The organism is Acinetobacter sp. (assembly GCF_050285345.1).
Taxonomy (GTDB): domain Bacteria; phylum Pseudomonadota; class Gammaproteobacteria; order Pseudomonadales; family Moraxellaceae; genus Acinetobacter.
This window is the reverse complement of sequence record NZ_JBLZXR010000151.1, coordinates 1-16,326: the sequence shown is the minus strand read 5'-3', so window position 1 is coordinate 16,326 and position 16,326 is coordinate 1. Positions and strand designations below refer to the sequence as shown.

The following is a 16,326-nucleotide window of genomic DNA, read 5'->3' as shown; positions in this document are numbered from 1 at the left end:
CATGAACATTCTTGCGCTTGGGCATAAGCGTCTAGCTGTAGGAATCACCTCCGTTTAAGGGAGGTGAGGATGTCAATTTCGCTATATGATTGTTGTATAAAGGATAGTTTATTTATTTTGAGTATATTTTAAACTAAAGAAAATTCAGTTTTTACTTATCATAAAAAAGTATAAACAAGAGTAAAGATTAGTATTTGAATAATTAGTAATCATTTGATAAATCAGTCAATAATGAATCGCTGATTGAAATAGAATTAGATGTTTTATGTTTGATCTGCGTACTCTGGCATAGATTAGTCGTAGATTCATCACGATTAGCGGAAATTTTCTTGATCTATGCAGTCAAATTTAGCCATAGATAGTGTGAGGTATAGAACCGTTAAACTTCCAATAATATTCACTTATATAAAACGTGATCAGTCATATTAATTTAAAGATGAACTTCAATATTTTTGGGTAAATATTTAAAAATATATTTTATAAATCAAAAACTTGTTTTTTACTATTTTTTATAAAAATACCATTGTTTTATATGATTAAAATCAAAAAAAGTTTAAAAATATTCTAAAAAAGCTATACACAGATGTAAAAATGCTTAAAATCGGCGCTAATTTTTTTCACGAAGCCAGATCTGATCTAGATTTGATGCGGGGACAAAGCATGAGTCAATTTTATCCAAAAGCCATTTTAGCCGCTTTAGTATCGTTAGGAACTGTTTCTGCATTTGCCGAACAAGTAGCAGCGGACGCTGGCGTATGGTCAGGCAGTTTAGGCGTTGTGAATAAATATGTTTACCGTGGCAGTGAAGAAAATGATAAGCCTGCAGTTCAAGCCGGTTTGGAATATGCACATAATAGTGGCGTATTTGCAGGTTACTGGGGTTCAATGCTGAATTATGACCCGACAGATGAGACGCAATCGCATGGTTTTGAACATGATTTTTATGTAGGTTATGGTCGTGAATTAAATGAGGATTGGAGTTATAAATCTCAAATCATGGCCTATGTCTATCAAGGTGGCGGTTCGGTTTATAATGAGGATCGTTCTGAAAAACGTCGCACTACGGGTGTCGATTTTATCCATGATGTCATGTATAAAGATCTTCGTGTCGGTATGAGTGTCTTATTGTCCGATGCCGATTATGGCAATGCGGGCGATGTGTACTTAAATGCTGCTCATCGCTACGCTTTACCATATGACGTATCACTGAATACCTCTGTGGGATTTTCTGTATTTAATGACGGTCGTGATGATAGCTTGCTGACTACGACTGAAGATTTTGTCTTTACCGAAGCACGCGTAGGCTTGAGTAAACCGATTGCAGATACTGGGATTGAGTTTTCTACAGACTATGTTTGGGGCGGCAAAAACCGTGAAGGCGAACATATGGATGATAATGTGGTCGTCGGTTTGACCTATTCATTCTAAAATAACGATCCTGAAAAACAGGATCACAGCATGCTAAGTATCCAAAGTGTACAATAAAAATTGTGCACTTTTTTTATGCATATTGAATGGCGTTACTGAAAAAACATACTCAAAACGGCGCACTTTTTAATTCTGTGACATCTGCGGTTTGATCGATTCATGATTTAGCGTGTGAAATGAAAAATTGCCAATAACACAATTTGAAAATATGGATCGAATGCGAATTAAAAATAAATAATGATATTAAATAAAAACTTAGATAAATATTTTAATTGTATTTAGTGTTATAAAATAAAAAATCAGCACGATTTTTAAACTTTGGCATAGCGCTTGCTATTACCTCATTGAGTTAAACGAAATAATCAAAAATACGTCGTTGCACGATGTGAGGGGAACCAATCATGAAATTAGCACTGAAGGCTTTATCTCTGGCTGTACTAGGTGCGGCATCAACTTTTACTTTGGCAGATGCTCCAGCTTCTGAACATACTGTATCGGGAAATATCGGTGTATTTTCGAGCTATAACTTACGTGGGATCACCAATGTGCCTGAAAATAGCCGTGCGACGATTCAAGGAGGATTAGACTACAGCCATGCTTCAGGTTTCTATGCAGGTTACTGGGGTTCTACACTGGATTATGCTTTGGGCAATGAAGGCCGTGATTCTTTTGAAAATGATTTCTATGCAGGTTATCACGGTAAAATTACCGAAGATTTAGCTTATACCCTTGGTGGTACTTATTATTACTATTATGAATCTGATGTCGATTCAGATGGCTTTGAAACTTTACTCGGTTTGAATTACAAGGACTTCAGTCTAACAGCACAAACCCTGACCCAAAATACAACGTGGGGTAATAAAGGTGATACCTATATTTTAGGGAGCTATAGTTATGCTCTGCCAAGAGACTTCAGTTTAAATACCTCACTGGGTCTATATGCTTATGGTGATGACGATGAATTTGTTGAGACGACTGAAGACTTTGGTTTTCGTCATTTTACCGCAGGTCTAAGCCATCCATTGGGAGATACAGGTGCCAGTGTGAGTATGGACTATATTTTAGGCGGCTATGACCGCATGGATGAAAAGCAAAAAAATAAGGTCGTATTCGGTTTGAAATATGGATTCTAATTTATAACTCATTGCAAAAATGGCGACTCAAGGTCGCCATTTTTTGTGGAGTACGAACAGCTTATGGATTCATATTGCAACGATAAGATAGAGCCTCAGAAATATGCTGTGCATTGATCTGTTCACTTTGTGCTAAATCGGCAATCGTCCGTGCAACCCGTAAGACGCGATGATAGGCACGCGCAGATAAGTTCATCCGTTGTTGAGCCAACTGCATAATATTTTGCGCGGTCTCATCCAAAATCGAATGTTGTTCCAACTGCGTTGGTGTCAGGGCCATATTGGGGCGTTGCTGTCTGTGCATTTGCAGGGCATAGGCCGAAACCACACGTTCACGCACCATACTTGAACTTTCGGCGCTATGGGTGCTTTGTAATTCATGCGCTGCTAAGGGCGGCACATCAATATGTAAATCGATCCGATCTAAAAGTGGGCCCGAGATTCGGTTCTGATAACGCTTAATACTTTCTGCACTGCATTGACAGCGGCTATCTTGATTAAATGCATAACCGCACGGGCAAGGATTCATTGCCGCGATCAATTGAAAATTCGCAGGGAAAGTGATTTGACGTGAGGCGCGCGAGATCACAATTTTTTTGGACCCAAGTGGTTGTCGTAAGACTTCTAAGACTTTTCGGTCAAATTCAGGCAGTTCGTCCAAAAATAACACCCCTAAATGGGCCAAAGTAATTTCCCCCGGCTTGGGATTTGAACCACCACCGACTAAGGCAATCGCAGAAGCAGTATGATGTGGGGGCACGAAATGGGCGTTGACCAAAATGATGCTGCGCACCGGAAATGGAATAAATACTGGCCACTTCTAGATTTTCTTCCATATTGAGGGGTGGCAGAATACTGGCTAATCGAGAGGCAAGCAGGGTCTTACCTGTACCAGGTGGCCCTCGAAACAGCAGGGAATGTCCACCGGCAGCGGCAATTTCCAAGGCACGTCTAGGGCGAAGCTGACCTTTTACGTCTGATAAATCAAAGTTATAGGCAGGTGTAGCAGAGGAAGACTTAGTGGCATGTGCATGAATCGATGTGGTTTGACTTAAATGTGCACAGACCTCTTTTAAATGCCGTGCCGGAAAGACTTGAAAATCCGAGAGTTGAGCCGCTTCATCTGCATTGTGTTCCGGTAAAATTAAGCGATGTCCTGCTTGTTGGCAGGCAATAGCGATACTCAAAATACCATTCACCGGTCGCAGATAGCCATCGAGCGCGAGTTCACCAATAAACTCTAAGCCATCGCCAGCATTTTCTGGAAGTTGACCTGAAGCAATCAAAATACCCAGTGCAATCGGCAAATCCAGCCTTGAGCCATCTTTAGGCAGGTCAGCAGGGGCAAGATTGATGGTCAGGCGTTTGGTTGGAAATTGAAATCCACTATTGATAATGGCAGAGCGGACACGATCTTTACTTTCGCGTACAGCAGCTTCGGCAAGTCCGACAATGGTCAGAGAAGGCAGACCTTGGCTGACATGAACTTCAACTTCAATTTGGGGTGCGTGTAGGCCGAGCAACCCCCGCGTATAAATTTTTGCAAAAGACATCTTATTGTTCCGTTATGGTGCATTATTTTTAATCGTTATGCGTCTTTTGTTGCACTAAAAAGGTGCTTATTTTTATTTCTGAATTTTTTGTTCGAGTTCGTCGATATGTTTCAATAATTCATTGAGGCGCAAATTGGCATTATTCAGTGCGGTGCGTTGGCGTTCAATTTCCTCTTTAGAAACAAGATCCATCTTGCTAACGACTTCATTGAGTAAGCTGCGCAGGTTATGTTCTAAATCTTTTTTAGGCTGATCGACTTGTTCTAATATCGCCTGTAATAAGGTTTCAATCATTCTATTCACCATGGAAGTAAATTGGTGGCAGCAGTTTAGCATCGCCTTATCCGAGACCATAGTACTTTAGTTTAAATATGGGTTTACTCGATAGGTAATATCGTAAATCTTCTTATAAAAACGTCTATATTTCTAAGCATCCATAAGAATATCCGTATAAAATAGGGATAAGGATATCTCATGCCTGTTGAACTATTTTCCCCCGACTTTAGTGATTTTGGCATGAAAATTGAACATAAAACCTTACAGGTGAAAACCGCCGAAGGAAAACAAACATGAAGCTCGTAACTGCAATTGTAAAACCTTTTAAATTGGATGATGTGCGTGAAGCACTCTCTGAGAATGGTGTTCAAGGGATCACTGTAACTGAAGTTAAAGGCTTTGGTCGTCAGAAAGGTCATACTGAACTTTATCGTGGCGCTGAATATGTGGTTGATTTCTTACCGAAAGTAAAAATCGAAATCGCAATCAGTGACGAACTGGTAGATACCGTTATCGAATCAATTACTCGTGTTGCAAGCACTGGAAAAATTGGTGATGGGAAAATTTTTGTAAGCAATCTGGAACAAGTCATCCGTATCCGTACTGGTGAAACAGGTGCTGATGCCGTTTAAGAAATTGGCATAAAGTTTGCTGGGTAACGAATAACTCAGAAAATCAGGTCGGGGGATACGAATGAAAAAAATGTTAATTGCACTCGGCTTGTCCAGTGCACTTCTAGGTGGTTCTGTTGCGTGGGCTGAAGAAGCCGCAACAGTACCCACAGCAGCTGCCACTGTAGTGGATACTGCAAACGAAACCGCAACACTCAATTCTACTGAAGCTATCGCAGTGCCTGCGCCAGCCGAAACAACACCAGAATCGACAGAACAACAAGCACAACTAGATACCGGTGATACGGCATGGATTCTGGTGTCGACTGCACTTGTTTTACTTATGACCATTCCGGGCTTAGCACTATTTTACGGCGGTATGGTACGTAAAAAAAACGTGTTAAGTACCATGGCGCATAGCTTTGTCGCGGCAGGTATAGTGAGCCTCACTTGGGTGACTGTTGGTTATAGCTTGGCTTTTGGTGAAGGTAATGCCTTTATTGGGAGTCTCGACAAGTTCATGCTGTCTGGGATTACACCAGATGCTTTAATGGGCACAATTCCTGAAATTCTCTTTGTTATTTTTCAAATGACCTTCGCCATTATTACTGTTGCTATTATTAGTGGTTCTGTTGCAGAGCGAATGAAATTTAGTGCCTTTGTTGCATTTATTACTATTTGGAGCATTGTGGTTTATGCACCGATCACCCATTGGGTCTGGGGTGGCGGTTGGTTAGGTCACGATGGTGCACTAGACTTTGCCGGTGGTACAGTCGTTCACATTAACTCGGGTGTTGCAGGTCTAGTTGCAGCTTACATGTTGGGTAAACGTATGGGACTTGGCCGCGAATCGATGGCGCCGCATAACCTAACTTTAACTGTGATTGGTGCAAGTTTGGTCTGGGTCGGCTGGTTCGGTTTTAATGGTGGTTCTGCATTGGGTGCAAATGGTTCAGCAGGTTATGCCCTTGTGGTTACTCAAGTTGCCGCAGCGGCCGCAGCCGTAGCTTGGTTAATCACTGAAAAAGTAGTTCGTGGTAAAGCATCGGTACTCGGTGGTGCTTCGGGTGCAGTTGCCGGTCTTGTGGTGATCACGCCAGCAGCAGGTTTTGTTACAGTTAGTGGCGCATTGGCCATGGGGCTGATTGGAGGGGTGGTGTGTTTCTGGGGAATTACTGCGTTAAAACGTGCGCTCAAAGCCGACGATTCTTTAGATGCTTTTGGCCTGCATGGTGTGGGCGGTATTGTCGGTGCGATTCTGACGGCATTCTTTGCAAGTGAATTTATCATGGGTGATAAGGCACCGACGAATGTAATGCAGCAATTGTGGGTGCAAGTGGAAGGAGTGCTTGCTACAGTGGCGTACTCTGCACTGTTAACCTTCATTATCTTGAAAGTGATTGATCTGGTGATGGGTATCCGCGTTGCAACCGATGACGAACGCATGGGGCTGGATTTAAGCCAACATGGCGAACGTATCGAATAATTATTTCATAGCAATAATCAATATATTGTGTAAAACAGCCCAAAAGGGCTGTTTTTTTTCTATATCTAGCGTAAAGCTCTACAAATTTAAAAAATTTTGCTACACTCTAAATCCGTTAGGATTTGTTCAATTTAACCACTATGCATTGTCCATTTTGCAACGCTGAAGACAGTAAAGTGATTGATTCACGTCTTGCTGCTGAGGGCTGTCAGATTCGCCGCCGCCGTGAATGTATTAGTTGCGGTGAACGTTTTACTACCTTTGAAAGTTATGAAGTGGTGATGCCTCGTGTCATTAAGTCAGGTGCTAAAAGTGAGCCTTTCGATGAAGCCAAACTTCGCCGTTCCTTAATGCATGCTTTGCAAAAACGACCAGTGACGCAAGAGCAGATTGAAACCGTTTTGAGCGATATTCAGCTGCAAATTCGCCGTTTGGGTGAGCGTGATGTGAAGTCGCGAACCATTGGCGAAATTGTCATGCAAGCACTGTTTGCCTTGGACCATGTGGCTTATGTACGTTTTGCTTCGGTGTATCAGGATTTCCAAGACGTTGAAGCCTTCCGTCGTCAAATTGAACAAATGCAGCAACGTGAACATTAATTTACATCATCTTGATTTTTATAAAGAGTTCATCCATGTCTGAGTCAGATCACGTGTCTATGCAGCAGCATCAGCAATGGATGCAGCAGGCCATTCGACTGGCACGTCATGGACAGTATTCCACACGGCCAAACCCCAATGTAGGCTGTGTCATTGTGAAAGATGGACAGTTAGTTGGTGAAGGCTTTCATCCCAAAGCAGGGCAACCGCATGCGGAAGTATTTGCTATGCGCGCCGCGGGTGAAGCAGCGCGTAGAGCAACAGCCTATGTGACGTTGGAACCTTGTGCACATTTTGGTCGGACACCGCCATGTGCCAAAGGTCTGGTCGACGCTGGCGTGTCAAAAGTGGTGGTTGCTTGTCCGGATCCCAATCCCTTGGTGGCCGGTAAAGGCATGCAAATCTTGCGTGATGCAGGCATTGAAGTGATCAGTGGTGTCTGTGAAGCGGATGCCCATCAATTGAACTCAGGCTTCTTGAAAGCCATGGCAACCGGTATGCCTTATGTTCGTTTAAAAGTGGCATCGAGTTTGGATGGTCGTACGGCAATGGCCTCGGGTGAGTCAAAATGGATTACTGGCGGTCTTGCTCGCCAAGATGTGCAGCATTGGCGTGCCATTTCAGGTGTAGTGATCACGGGCATTGAAACTGTATTGGCCGATAACTGCCAACTGAATGTCCGTAAGCTTGATGGTGTGGAAAATATCGATACGATTGTGCAGCCCAAACGCATCGTCCTCGATCGCCAAGGTCGCTTGCCTTTAACAGCAAAATTACTACAACAGCCTGCAACGGTAATGGTCATGGGACCTTATCGTCAGGAGTTGGCCGACTTGGGCGTGCTACAATTTGAGGTTCAGCCTTTGGCTGATCTATTAAAAATATTGGTCCAACAGCATCAAATTTATGATGTGTTGGTGGAAGCGGGTGCGACTTTATCCACCGCGTTCCTACAAGAACAATTGGTCGATGAAATGATCAGTTATGTTGCACCGACGCTATTGGGTCGGTCAGCTCGTGCAATGTTTAATGCGGAATTTGACCGCATGGCGGAGCAGCTTCGATTTAAGTTGAAAGACGTGACCCAAATGGGTGATGACATTCGCTTAAGGTTAATCCCTTCTCAAGAGACGCTATGAATCCAGAGTCTACGGTTTATCACAAACGTCGTCATGCGGCTCGTACCACAGACGAATATCTTTTCCATCAGTTGGTTCCCTATCTGGGCAACAAACGCCGTTTGTTACATCTGATTTTAGAAGCACTTGAGCAAACGGGAACCTTAAAACGTGAAGATGGTCGTGCGCCTATTTTTGCGGATTTCTTTGCCGGTTCTGGGGTGGTATCGCGTTTAGCTCGGCAAAATGGTTATCGTGTGATTGCCAATGACTGGGAACCTTATAGCCATGCGTTAAACAGCGCGATTCTCTCGTGCCGGGAAGCTCCCGCATTTAAAGAGTTAGGTGGTTATCAAAAAGCCATTGATTATCTCAACCGTTTACCTGAAGTTAAAGGTTGGGTGACACATAACTTGTGTCCACGTAATGACGAAATTTATGATCCTGCGCGTGACCGGTTGTTCTTTAAACGCCGTAATGGTATGCGTATTGATGCAATTCGCCAGCAAATTGCCACGTGGCAGGCGCAGGGTGCGATTGATGATGTGGAAATGAGTGCTTTATTGGCACCGCTGTTATATTCAGCCAGTTTCGTCAGCAACACCAGTGGGGTATTTAAAAGCTTCCACCATGGTTGGGGTGGTAAGACCCAAGCGGCGTTGGACCGTATCGGTTCATTGCTGTGGTTAAGCCCAAGCCGTTTTTGCGAAGTTGGTGATCTAAAACTTCCTGCAGCAGAAATGTGGTGTGTTGATGCACAGCATCTGGCCAATCAGATGAGCAGTTTTGAAGTGGATGTGGCCTATCTTGATCCACCGTATAATCAGCATGCTTATAGTAGTAATTATCATGTCTTAAATGCTTTAACTTTATGGGATCAAGTCGACTTACCGACTCCAGACACTAAAGGCTTTAAGAGTGGGATTGACCGAGCATGGCGTAAAGAACGCCCGAGTCCTTATAATTCTTCCAAGCATGCCCAAGAAGCTTATGAAAAATTATTAGAAACCATCAATGCACGTTATATTCTGACCAGTTATTCTACCGATGGTAATATCAGCGCCACAGATTTGTTACAAGCCAACTTAAAACGTGGTCGTGTGACGTTATTGACCCAAGATGTGCCACGTTATCGCGTGAGCAAACAACGTCAGTCTGAGCGTGCACGCGTACTCGAATTTATTGTGATTACCGATACCCACGCCAAATCAGGTCCACCAATTCGTCAGCTGTTGAGTCAATTACACCATTTTGCTGAACTCGGTGGTGTGGATACTTCGGGTGTCAGTACGCAACTTGATTTGTGGTAAAAAATACCTCTCCATTCTCTAGGGATTCACTATGTTTACAGGCATTATTGAAAGTTTAGGCAAAGTTGAAAGCATTCAAAATGTCGGTGGGGATGTACGCTTACGCATTCAAACTGATCTTGATATGTCGGATGTGCATTTGGGGGATTCAATTGCCACCAATGGTATTTGCCTGACTGTGATTGATTTTGGTAGCAACTGGTATGCCGCCGATGTGTCGCGTGAAAGTTTAAACCGAACTACGCTCGAGCATTGGAAAGCAGGGCAAGCGGTGAATGTGGAAAAGGCCATGTTGCCGACCACGCGCTTTGGTGGACATATTGTCAGTGGGCATGTCGATGCCGTGGGTGAAATTACTGTGGTACGTTTAGATGCGCGTTCAATCTATTTTGAAGTGACTGCACCGAAAGAAATTGCCCGTTATTTGGCCGAGAAAGGCTCAGTGACGGTAGATGGGATTAGCCTGACCATCAATCATTTACGGGGCAATATTTTAAGTTTGAATTTGATTCCGCATACGGCTGAGCGAACCAATATTGGCACATGGAAAGCTGGTACACGCGTCAACTTAGAGGTCGATGTATTGGCACGCTATATTGAGCGTTTACTACTAGGTGATAAAGCCGCAGAAACCACGCAGCAATCGAAAATCAGCATGGATTTTCTCGCTGAAAATGGTTTCTTAAAATAAGTTTAAAGCAGGTAGAACCCAACAGTCTGATTGAAAAATTAGACTGTTTTTTTATTTTTGGAGATAATGCATCGCAGTAGTGCAAATACGATGAATAATCAGACAGGTGACAATGATTGATTTTTTAATGAATCTGGAACAGTGGTTGCCCATGTTGTTGGACAACTATGGCGTATGGATTTATGCCATTTTGTTTTTAGTGATCTTTGCTGAGACAGGTTCGGTCTTCTTATTTTTCCTGCCGGGTGACAGTTTGCTGATCGCGATTGGCGCATTGTGTTCAACCACCAGTGTGATTCATCTGCATACCATGGGCATTATGTTATTTGTCGCCTCTGTACTCGGTTATTTAGTTAATTATTATACCGGTCGTGTGCTGGGCATTAAGTATTTCAATAAACATACCCGTTATTTCAAGCCTGAGTATTTGGTAAAAACCAATAAATACTTTATGAAACATGGCGGTAAAACTATTTTAGTGGCACGTTTTGTTCCATTTGTGCGCTCTTTTGCACCCTTTGCAGCAGGTTCGGCACATATGAACTTGGGCGTATTTATGCTCTATAACATCTTGGGTGGTCTGATTTGGATTGCGGTTTTATTGGGGATTGGTTTTTTCCTCGGCCATACCGTGTCCGCAGTGGTGGACTTAGTCTGAGAATTTAAGAAATAAAAAAGCCTCAAGATGAGGCTTTTTATGGTCACTGCATTAGTGTTTGGTCACTGTCACCACATCAAATGGATGAGAAGAGGCGGTATTGGTCGGTAAGTTGATCGAGAATTCCCCTTTTTCAGATTCTCGGCTTAAATAGACGGAAATACTGTGAAAATCGGAATGGCTGAGCCAAAGTTTTTTGGCACTGATATCCCATTGCTCGCCAGCAGCTAAAGCGGATATTTTCTGAGTAATCTGGTGGATGATGTCCATTTTTCAGTCCCGTCTGGATGCATAATGTTTTATGTTTGCCCAAGTTGCATGCATACCTCTTGAGCAATGTGAACATCATGTTGCAGAAAGATGTCAGTTTAATGACAGGCGGGAAAATGAAAGGGGAGGATTATTCGAATAATTATTCAAAATGTTCAGGGGGATGGGCTGAAAAATTTGAATTTTCTAAAATATAATCAATCTCTTCTTTGGCTGCGATTTTTAATTTTTCACGGAAATCCTGCACCGCATGTTCAATCTGGGTCTCAGCTTCCAGTTCTAAACGCACACGAACACTTTCCAGTTCGGATAACATTTGGCCTACATCCACCGATAAATTTGCCGACAATCCAGCCAACCCAGTTTCTGGGTTTTTATGATAGCGCGCAGCATAATTTTGCACTTCACGATCAAGATTGTGTTGCATCATGGCTAAGGCTTGGGTTTGCGCAGCAAAACGCATTTCTTCATCACGTTTGAGCTGCTCTGCATACGCCTGTTCGGCTGCACGTTTTTCTTCGAGGGCTTTTTCTAGGGCAAGTTGCTTACGAATTCGAGCATCTTCAATCAGTTGAGCCTTTAAATCAGCATAAGCAGTTTCAATTTTTTCAAATGAAGCTTGCTGTTGTTTCTGATCGTCACTCAACCATTGCTGAATATCGGTGCTTGGATTAAGCACATCGCAAACACGACCAAGGTCATCAATAAAGGTCTGACGGACAGCTTCTGGCACATTTAACCAGCGCTGTTTAAAATCGGGACCTACATTTAATGCCATGGTGTATCTCCTTGCGTAAGGTGTGGAATCAACATCAACTTAAAGTTTATGGGTTTGCGGTTGAATGCCCAAACGTCGATATTGTTTATATTTTTCACGGCCAATAATTTTGGCGGCTTCGTTATTTTCAATAATTTCGATAATGTGACGAAAATTGGCGTACTGATCAAGTGCTGCTTGGTTAAAATTAAAGACAATCCAATCGGATTGTTCAGGCAATTGAGCAGAGATACAGACCGTTGCGTCATTTTGATCAATACCATGTGGAATGAAACCTGTGGCATCAAAGCTCCACAGGCGTTCATCTAATTGTTGCTGTAACGCTGCATCAGCACAATAGAGCCAAATACGCTCAGGCTGACGCAGAATTTTACGGCATAAACGGCAAGCACTTTCGACTTGCCGTTCTGGACTTTTTTCAAATAAATAAAAGCTAACTTTAGCCATTCGCTTGTGCACGATTCGCCAAGAATTGCATCAATAATGGTACTGGACGACCTGTAGCGCCTTTATGGGTGCCTGAATTCCATGCGGTACCAGCAATGTCTAAATGTGCCCAACGGTAGTCACGTGTGAAGCGTTGCAAGAAGCAAGCTGCGGTTACAGAACCGGCTTTTGGGCCACCGATGTTAGCAATATCCGCAAAAGGTGAATCCAACTGCTCTTGATAGTCTTCAATCACAGGCATGCGCCATACACGGTCAAAACTGTTTTGACCCGCAGTGGTTAATTCTGCTGCCAGTTCATCATCTGGGGTAAACATTCCAGTCAGTATAGAACCCAATGCCACCACGCATGCACCGGTTAATGTTGCAATATCAATCACGAGGGCAGGGTTAAAGCGTTTGACGTAAGTCAATGTGTCACACAGTACTAAACGACCTTCTGCATCAGTATTTAAAATTTCAACTGTTTGGCCGCTCATGGTGGTGACAATATCACCTGGGCGGGTTGCGTGACCGGATGGCATATTTTCCGCAGCTGCAATCGCACCTACCACATGAATTGGTAAATTGGCTTCACACAGTGCACGGATTGTTCCAAGGACTGAAGCAGACCCACACATGTCGTATTTCATTTCATCCATGCCTGCGCCCGGTTTCAATGAAATACCGCCAGTATCAAAAGTCACGCCTTTACCTACAAGTACAACAGGCGCTTCTTCACGCTTAGATAAATATTCAAGGATAATGATACGGCCTGGACGGTCTGAACCTTTACTGACAGCAAGGAAAGCGCCCATACCGAGATCCGCCATTTGCTGCTCATCCAGTACAGTCACTTTGAGCTGTTCAGGGAATTCTGCTGCCAAAGCTTGCGCTTGTTCAGCCAAATATTCAGGGAAGCAAATATTGCCCGGACGGTTGCCCAAGTCACGGGTAAAACGTTGACCTGATTGTACTGCGCTAATCAGCTCAAGTTGCGCAGATGTTAAAGTGGTATCCGTTGCAATTAAATGCACTTGTTCTAAAACAAATTCATTTTTCTTTGATTTGTATTCATCAAAGGCATACGCAGCTTGCGTCAAGCTCAGAGCAAATAAATAATGTTGTTCTTGCGGCAGGGCAGAGATATCAACACTGATCTGTTGGAATTTTTTTTGTGACGCTTTAATAATGCTTTGTGCAATTTTTGCAAATTTAGCGACCTGTAATTCCGATACTTTACCGAGTCCTAACAGCGCGCTATTGCGACAAGCGGTAACGGTACCGACCAGTGGCAGGCTTTCATTGAGTGCGGCTTTAAATTGAGTTGCTTCGATGTAGTTGTCTAAATCATTGATTTGGTAAGCGGTAGCTGCATTTTGAACCTGCTCAGAATCTACTAATATCAACAAATATTGGCTAGACGTATTCGCTTGGAATGACGTATTAATAGAAAGTTTCATGTGCGATATTCATGCCTTTTTAAATTTATCAACCATTAAACCATTGAAACATTTATCTGAATAGAGTTTCAATGCACAACAAGAGTATAGGTTTTATATTTTTAACATTCGGGTAAACTAACGCTAGTTTTTATTTGCCCTATTTTTGGAAGAATTAATTTGATTATTCGGCGTTATCTGGTCAAGCAAGTGGTGTCGACATCACTGGTTGTGATTGCCTTATTGACCTTGATCATGATGGGTGGTCGTTTGATCAAGTACTTTGGTGTCGCAGCGCAAGGTCGATTAGATGCGAGTATTTTATTCAGCATTATTGGCTATCGTTTGCCTGAGTTTTTAACCTTAATTCTTCCACTGGGTTTTTTTATCGGTTTAATGTTGGTGTTTGGTCGCCTATATGTTGACCATGAAATGGCGGTGCTAAATGGCAGTGGCGTAAGTCGTAACCAATTGTCTCGCTTATTGATTCCCATGACAGTGGTTTTTATGGCAGTGCAGGCATTCCTAATGCTGTGGGCATCGCCATGGGGAATCCGTCAGTTTGAAGCCTTAACCACCACGCAGGCAGTACGTACTGGATTTGATCTGGTGCGCCCCAAAGAATTTATTTCTTCAGGGCCTTATACCATTTATGCTGGTGATCTGTCCGAAGACCGTAAGAATTTAAAAGATATTTTCTTCTATCAGCGTGCTGAAAAAGCAGGTAAGCCTGATGTGATGATTTTGGCCAAAGAGGCAACGCGTATCGAAGTGCCCAATGACACTGCCAATGTGGTGGATTTGGTCGAAGGGCGTCGTTACGAAATTTATCCGGGTCAACCGCGTTATAGTCAAGCTGAATTCCAAAGCTATCGTCTACGTTTAGAAAGCGACAAAGAAGCCAAATTTGAAAGTACTGAAGTAGAGGCACTGCCGACCTCAAAACTTTGGGATAACCGTCATGATCCCGTGGTGGTCAGTGAATTAGGTTGGCGGATTTTTGTGCCTTTTGCCATTTTTGTGGCGCTATTATTGGCTACTGCGCTGTCTGAGGTTAGTCCACGTCAAGGGCGTTACTTGAAACTTTTTCCTGCTTTATTAATCTTTGCCAGCTTAATTGTGGCGTTAATGGCAATCAAAACCCGAATCAGTAAAGATGAGATGGGCATAGGGGCTTATCCACTGGTTCTGGTGATTTACGCGATTGCAGCTGCTTTATTTTCACGTAAACAAAAATTGGCACCGAAAATTAAGAAACAAATTCAGCGAGTGAGGTCTTAATAATGTTGGCACGTCGTATAGTTGCAAAACATGTGACCAAGACCACCGCACTAGCAATGCTAGGCGCGACGGCTGTATTGGCTGGTTTACAAGTCCTATTCACTTATTTGGGTGAATTAGGCTCGCTGAAAGAAGGATATAACGCGTGGAATGCATTGCAATATGTGTTGTGGGGCGCACCGAATTATCTGTATGAAATTTTACCGATTTCCGCATTAATTGGTGCGGTATTGGGCTTGGGTGCATTAGCATCCAACAGTGAATTGATTGTAATGCGCTCCGCAGGCATTAGCTTATGGCGTATCGTTGGCTGGGTGATTCGTTCTGCGCTCATTTTGGTGGTCTTGTCTTTTGCCTTGAGTGAATGGGTCATCCCTTATACCAATGAACAAGCAAAAAGTATCAAAAGCCATCGTAGCGCAGCAGAGCTAGGTGAAGTCAAAGGCTATTGGTCACGTGAAGGTCAACGTTTTATTTATATTGATTATGCCAACTCAAAAGGGCAGCTCAAAGATGTGCAAGTGATCGATTTTGATGAAAATTATCGTTTGCGTGGCACCTTAGATGCCGAGCAAGGTAACTTTGTTAAAGAAGGTGCTTGGTCGCTGAATAACTCTACCCAAATTGATTTATTAAGCACGGGCGATGCGGTTAAAAAGCATAATCCTGAACAGCCTTTATCTTTAGCGTTGCAGCCTAAATATGTGCATATGGTCACCATTGACCCAGAAGATCTTTCTCCAAGTCAATTGGTGAGTTTTATGAGCTATATGCATGAATATAGCCAAGTGCCGAAAACCTATCAGTTGGCGTTCTGGCAAAAGCTCGGCTCGCCATTTGCCCTCATTGCACTGGTGGTGATCGCCTGTTCCTTTATTTTTGGACCGCTACGTCAACAGTCGATGGGCTTCCGCTTAGTGATCGCGTTATTTGCGGGGCTGGGCTTCTATTATTTACAAGATTTCCTCGGCTATGCGAGCTTGGTATATTCACCATCACCGGCGTGGTTTGTCTTTATCCCGATTATTTTCATGTTTGCTGCGGGTGGTTATTTACTGCATCGTGCCCGTTAAGTCAGCATAAAATTGAGTAAAACAATACTGACAACCGAGATTAACCATGCTTGTCAGATAGAGTCTTCACCGAATTTTCGGTAAGATATGATGATTCATTTATAAACGAAAAGAGTGTTCATTATGACGGATGCAACTGCTGGCAAAATCCCTCACGTATTGGTAATTATGGATGGTGTGGGTCATCGCGAAGC

General features: G+C 43.1%; 16 protein-coding genes and 1 pseudogene. 11 read left to right on the top strand and 6 right to left on the bottom strand.

The window, feature by feature from the left end; all coding sequences use genetic code 11:
* Nucleotides 1–660 precede the first annotated feature (660 nt).
* Both ACN6OV_RS13225 and ACN6OV_RS13220 read left to right on the top strand, forming a co-directional pair.
* Complete coding sequence (locus ACN6OV_RS13225) at nt 661–1,428, top strand: TorF family putative porin (protein WP_427953667.1); 768 nt, start codon at nt 661–663, stop codon at nt 1,426–1,428.
* Between the two features lie 401 nt (nt 1,429–1,829).
* A complete protein-coding gene (locus ACN6OV_RS13220; RefSeq protein ID WP_427953665.1) occupies nt 1,830–2,561 on the top strand; it encodes a TorF family putative porin in 732 nt (243 codons plus the stop codon).
* A gap of 61 nt (nt 2,562–2,622) precedes the next feature.
* Here ACN6OV_RS13220 and ACN6OV_RS13215 read toward each other — a convergent pair.
* Together ACN6OV_RS13215 and ACN6OV_RS13210 are read right to left on the bottom strand one after the other, a co-directional pair.
* Nucleotides 2,623–4,114 (bottom strand): annotated as a pseudogene (locus ACN6OV_RS13215) (YifB family Mg chelatase-like AAA ATPase).
* Between the two features lie 72 nt (nt 4,115–4,186).
* Nucleotides 4,187–4,408 carry an accessory factor UbiK family protein gene (locus ACN6OV_RS13210; protein WP_427953663.1) on the bottom strand — a complete coding sequence of 74 codons (222 nt, stop codon included), beginning with the start codon at nt 4,406–4,408 and terminating at the stop codon, nt 4,187–4,189.
* A gap of 275 nt (nt 4,409–4,683) precedes the next feature.
* Between ACN6OV_RS13210 and glnK the strand changes: the two genes are divergently transcribed.
* From glnK to ACN6OV_RS13175, 7 genes are all read left to right on the top strand, one after another.
* The gene (glnK, locus tag ACN6OV_RS13205) at nt 4,684–5,022 is read left to right on the top strand and encodes a P-II family nitrogen regulator (RefSeq protein ID WP_427953661.1); all 339 of its coding nucleotides are present in this window, start codon (nt 4,684–4,686) and stop codon (nt 5,020–5,022) included.
* A gap of 61 nt (nt 5,023–5,083) precedes the next feature.
* Nucleotides 5,084–6,487, top strand: a complete 1,404-nt coding sequence (locus ACN6OV_RS13200) for an ammonium transporter (RefSeq protein ID WP_427953659.1) — start codon at nt 5,084–5,086, stop codon at nt 6,485–6,487.
* A gap of 140 nt (nt 6,488–6,627) precedes the next feature.
* Nucleotides 6,628–7,086 carry a transcriptional regulator NrdR gene (gene nrdR, locus ACN6OV_RS13195; protein ID WP_427953671.1) on the top strand — a complete coding sequence of 153 codons (459 nt, stop codon included), beginning with the start codon at nt 6,628–6,630 and terminating at the stop codon, nt 7,084–7,086.
* Nucleotides 7,087–7,145: 59 nt separating this feature from the next.
* Nucleotides 7,146–8,225, top strand: a complete 1,080-nt coding sequence (ribD, locus tag ACN6OV_RS13190) for a bifunctional diaminohydroxyphosphoribosylaminopyrimidine deaminase/5-amino-6-(5-phosphoribosylamino)uracil reductase RibD (protein WP_427953669.1) — start codon at nt 7,146–7,148, stop codon at nt 8,223–8,225.
* Nucleotides 8,222–9,514, top strand: coding sequence for a DNA adenine methylase (locus ACN6OV_RS13185; protein ID WP_427953657.1), 1,293 nt, complete (start codon nt 8,222–8,224; stop codon nt 9,512–9,514). Before ribD ends, ACN6OV_RS13185 begins: the two co-directional genes overlap by 4 nt.
* A 31-nt stretch (nt 9,515–9,545) precedes the next feature.
* On the top strand, nt 9,546–10,205 hold the full coding sequence (locus ACN6OV_RS13180; protein WP_427953655.1) for a riboflavin synthase: 660 nt from the start codon (nt 9,546–9,548) through the stop codon (nt 10,203–10,205).
* A 112-nt stretch (nt 10,206–10,317) separates the two neighbouring features.
* Entirely contained in the window at nt 10,318–10,863 is a 546-nt protein-coding gene (locus tag ACN6OV_RS13175; RefSeq protein ID WP_427953653.1) for a VTT domain-containing protein, read from the top strand.
* 51 nt (nt 10,864–10,914) lie between these two features.
* On the opposite strand, the gene ACN6OV_RS13170 is transcribed toward ACN6OV_RS13175, so the two are convergent.
* The 4 genes from ACN6OV_RS13170 to ACN6OV_RS13155 all read right to left on the bottom strand — a co-directional run bounded on the left by ACN6OV_RS13170 (nt 10,915) and on the right by ACN6OV_RS13155 (nt 13,799).
* Nucleotides 10,915–11,133: a hypothetical protein gene (locus ACN6OV_RS13170; protein WP_427953651.1), complete on the bottom strand. Its 219-nt coding sequence runs from the start codon at nt 11,131–11,133 to the stop codon at nt 10,915–10,917.
* Between the two features lie 142 nt (nt 11,134–11,275).
* A complete protein-coding gene (blhA, locus tag ACN6OV_RS13165; protein WP_427953649.1) occupies nt 11,276–11,911 on the bottom strand; it encodes a cell division protein BlhA in 636 nt (211 codons plus the stop codon).
* Nucleotides 11,912–11,950: 39 nt separating this feature from the next.
* Complete coding sequence (locus tag ACN6OV_RS13160; protein ID WP_427953647.1) at nt 11,951–12,358, bottom strand: DNA polymerase III subunit chi; 408 nt, start codon at nt 12,356–12,358, stop codon at nt 11,951–11,953.
* The gene (locus ACN6OV_RS13155) at nt 12,351–13,799 is read right to left on the bottom strand and encodes a leucyl aminopeptidase (protein ID WP_427953645.1); all 1,449 of its coding nucleotides are present in this window, start codon (nt 13,797–13,799) and stop codon (nt 12,351–12,353) included. The genes ACN6OV_RS13160 and ACN6OV_RS13155 overlap by 8 nt, the downstream gene beginning before the upstream one ends.
* 159 nt (nt 13,800–13,958) lie before the next feature.
* Here ACN6OV_RS13155 and lptF point away from each other — a divergent pair, with 159 nt between their 5' ends.
* Both lptF and lptG read left to right on the top strand, forming a co-directional pair.
* Nucleotides 13,959–15,059 carry an LPS export ABC transporter permease LptF gene (gene lptF / locus ACN6OV_RS13150; RefSeq protein ID WP_427953643.1) on the top strand — a complete coding sequence of 367 codons (1,101 nt, stop codon included), beginning with the start codon at nt 13,959–13,961 and terminating at the stop codon, nt 15,057–15,059.
* Nucleotides 15,060–15,061: 2 nt separating this feature from the next.
* On the top strand, nt 15,062–16,132 hold the full coding sequence (gene lptG, locus ACN6OV_RS13145) for an LPS export ABC transporter permease LptG (RefSeq protein WP_427953641.1): 1,071 nt from the start codon (nt 15,062–15,064) through the stop codon (nt 16,130–16,132).
* The last annotated feature ends 194 nt before the right edge of the window (nt 16,133–16,326 follow it).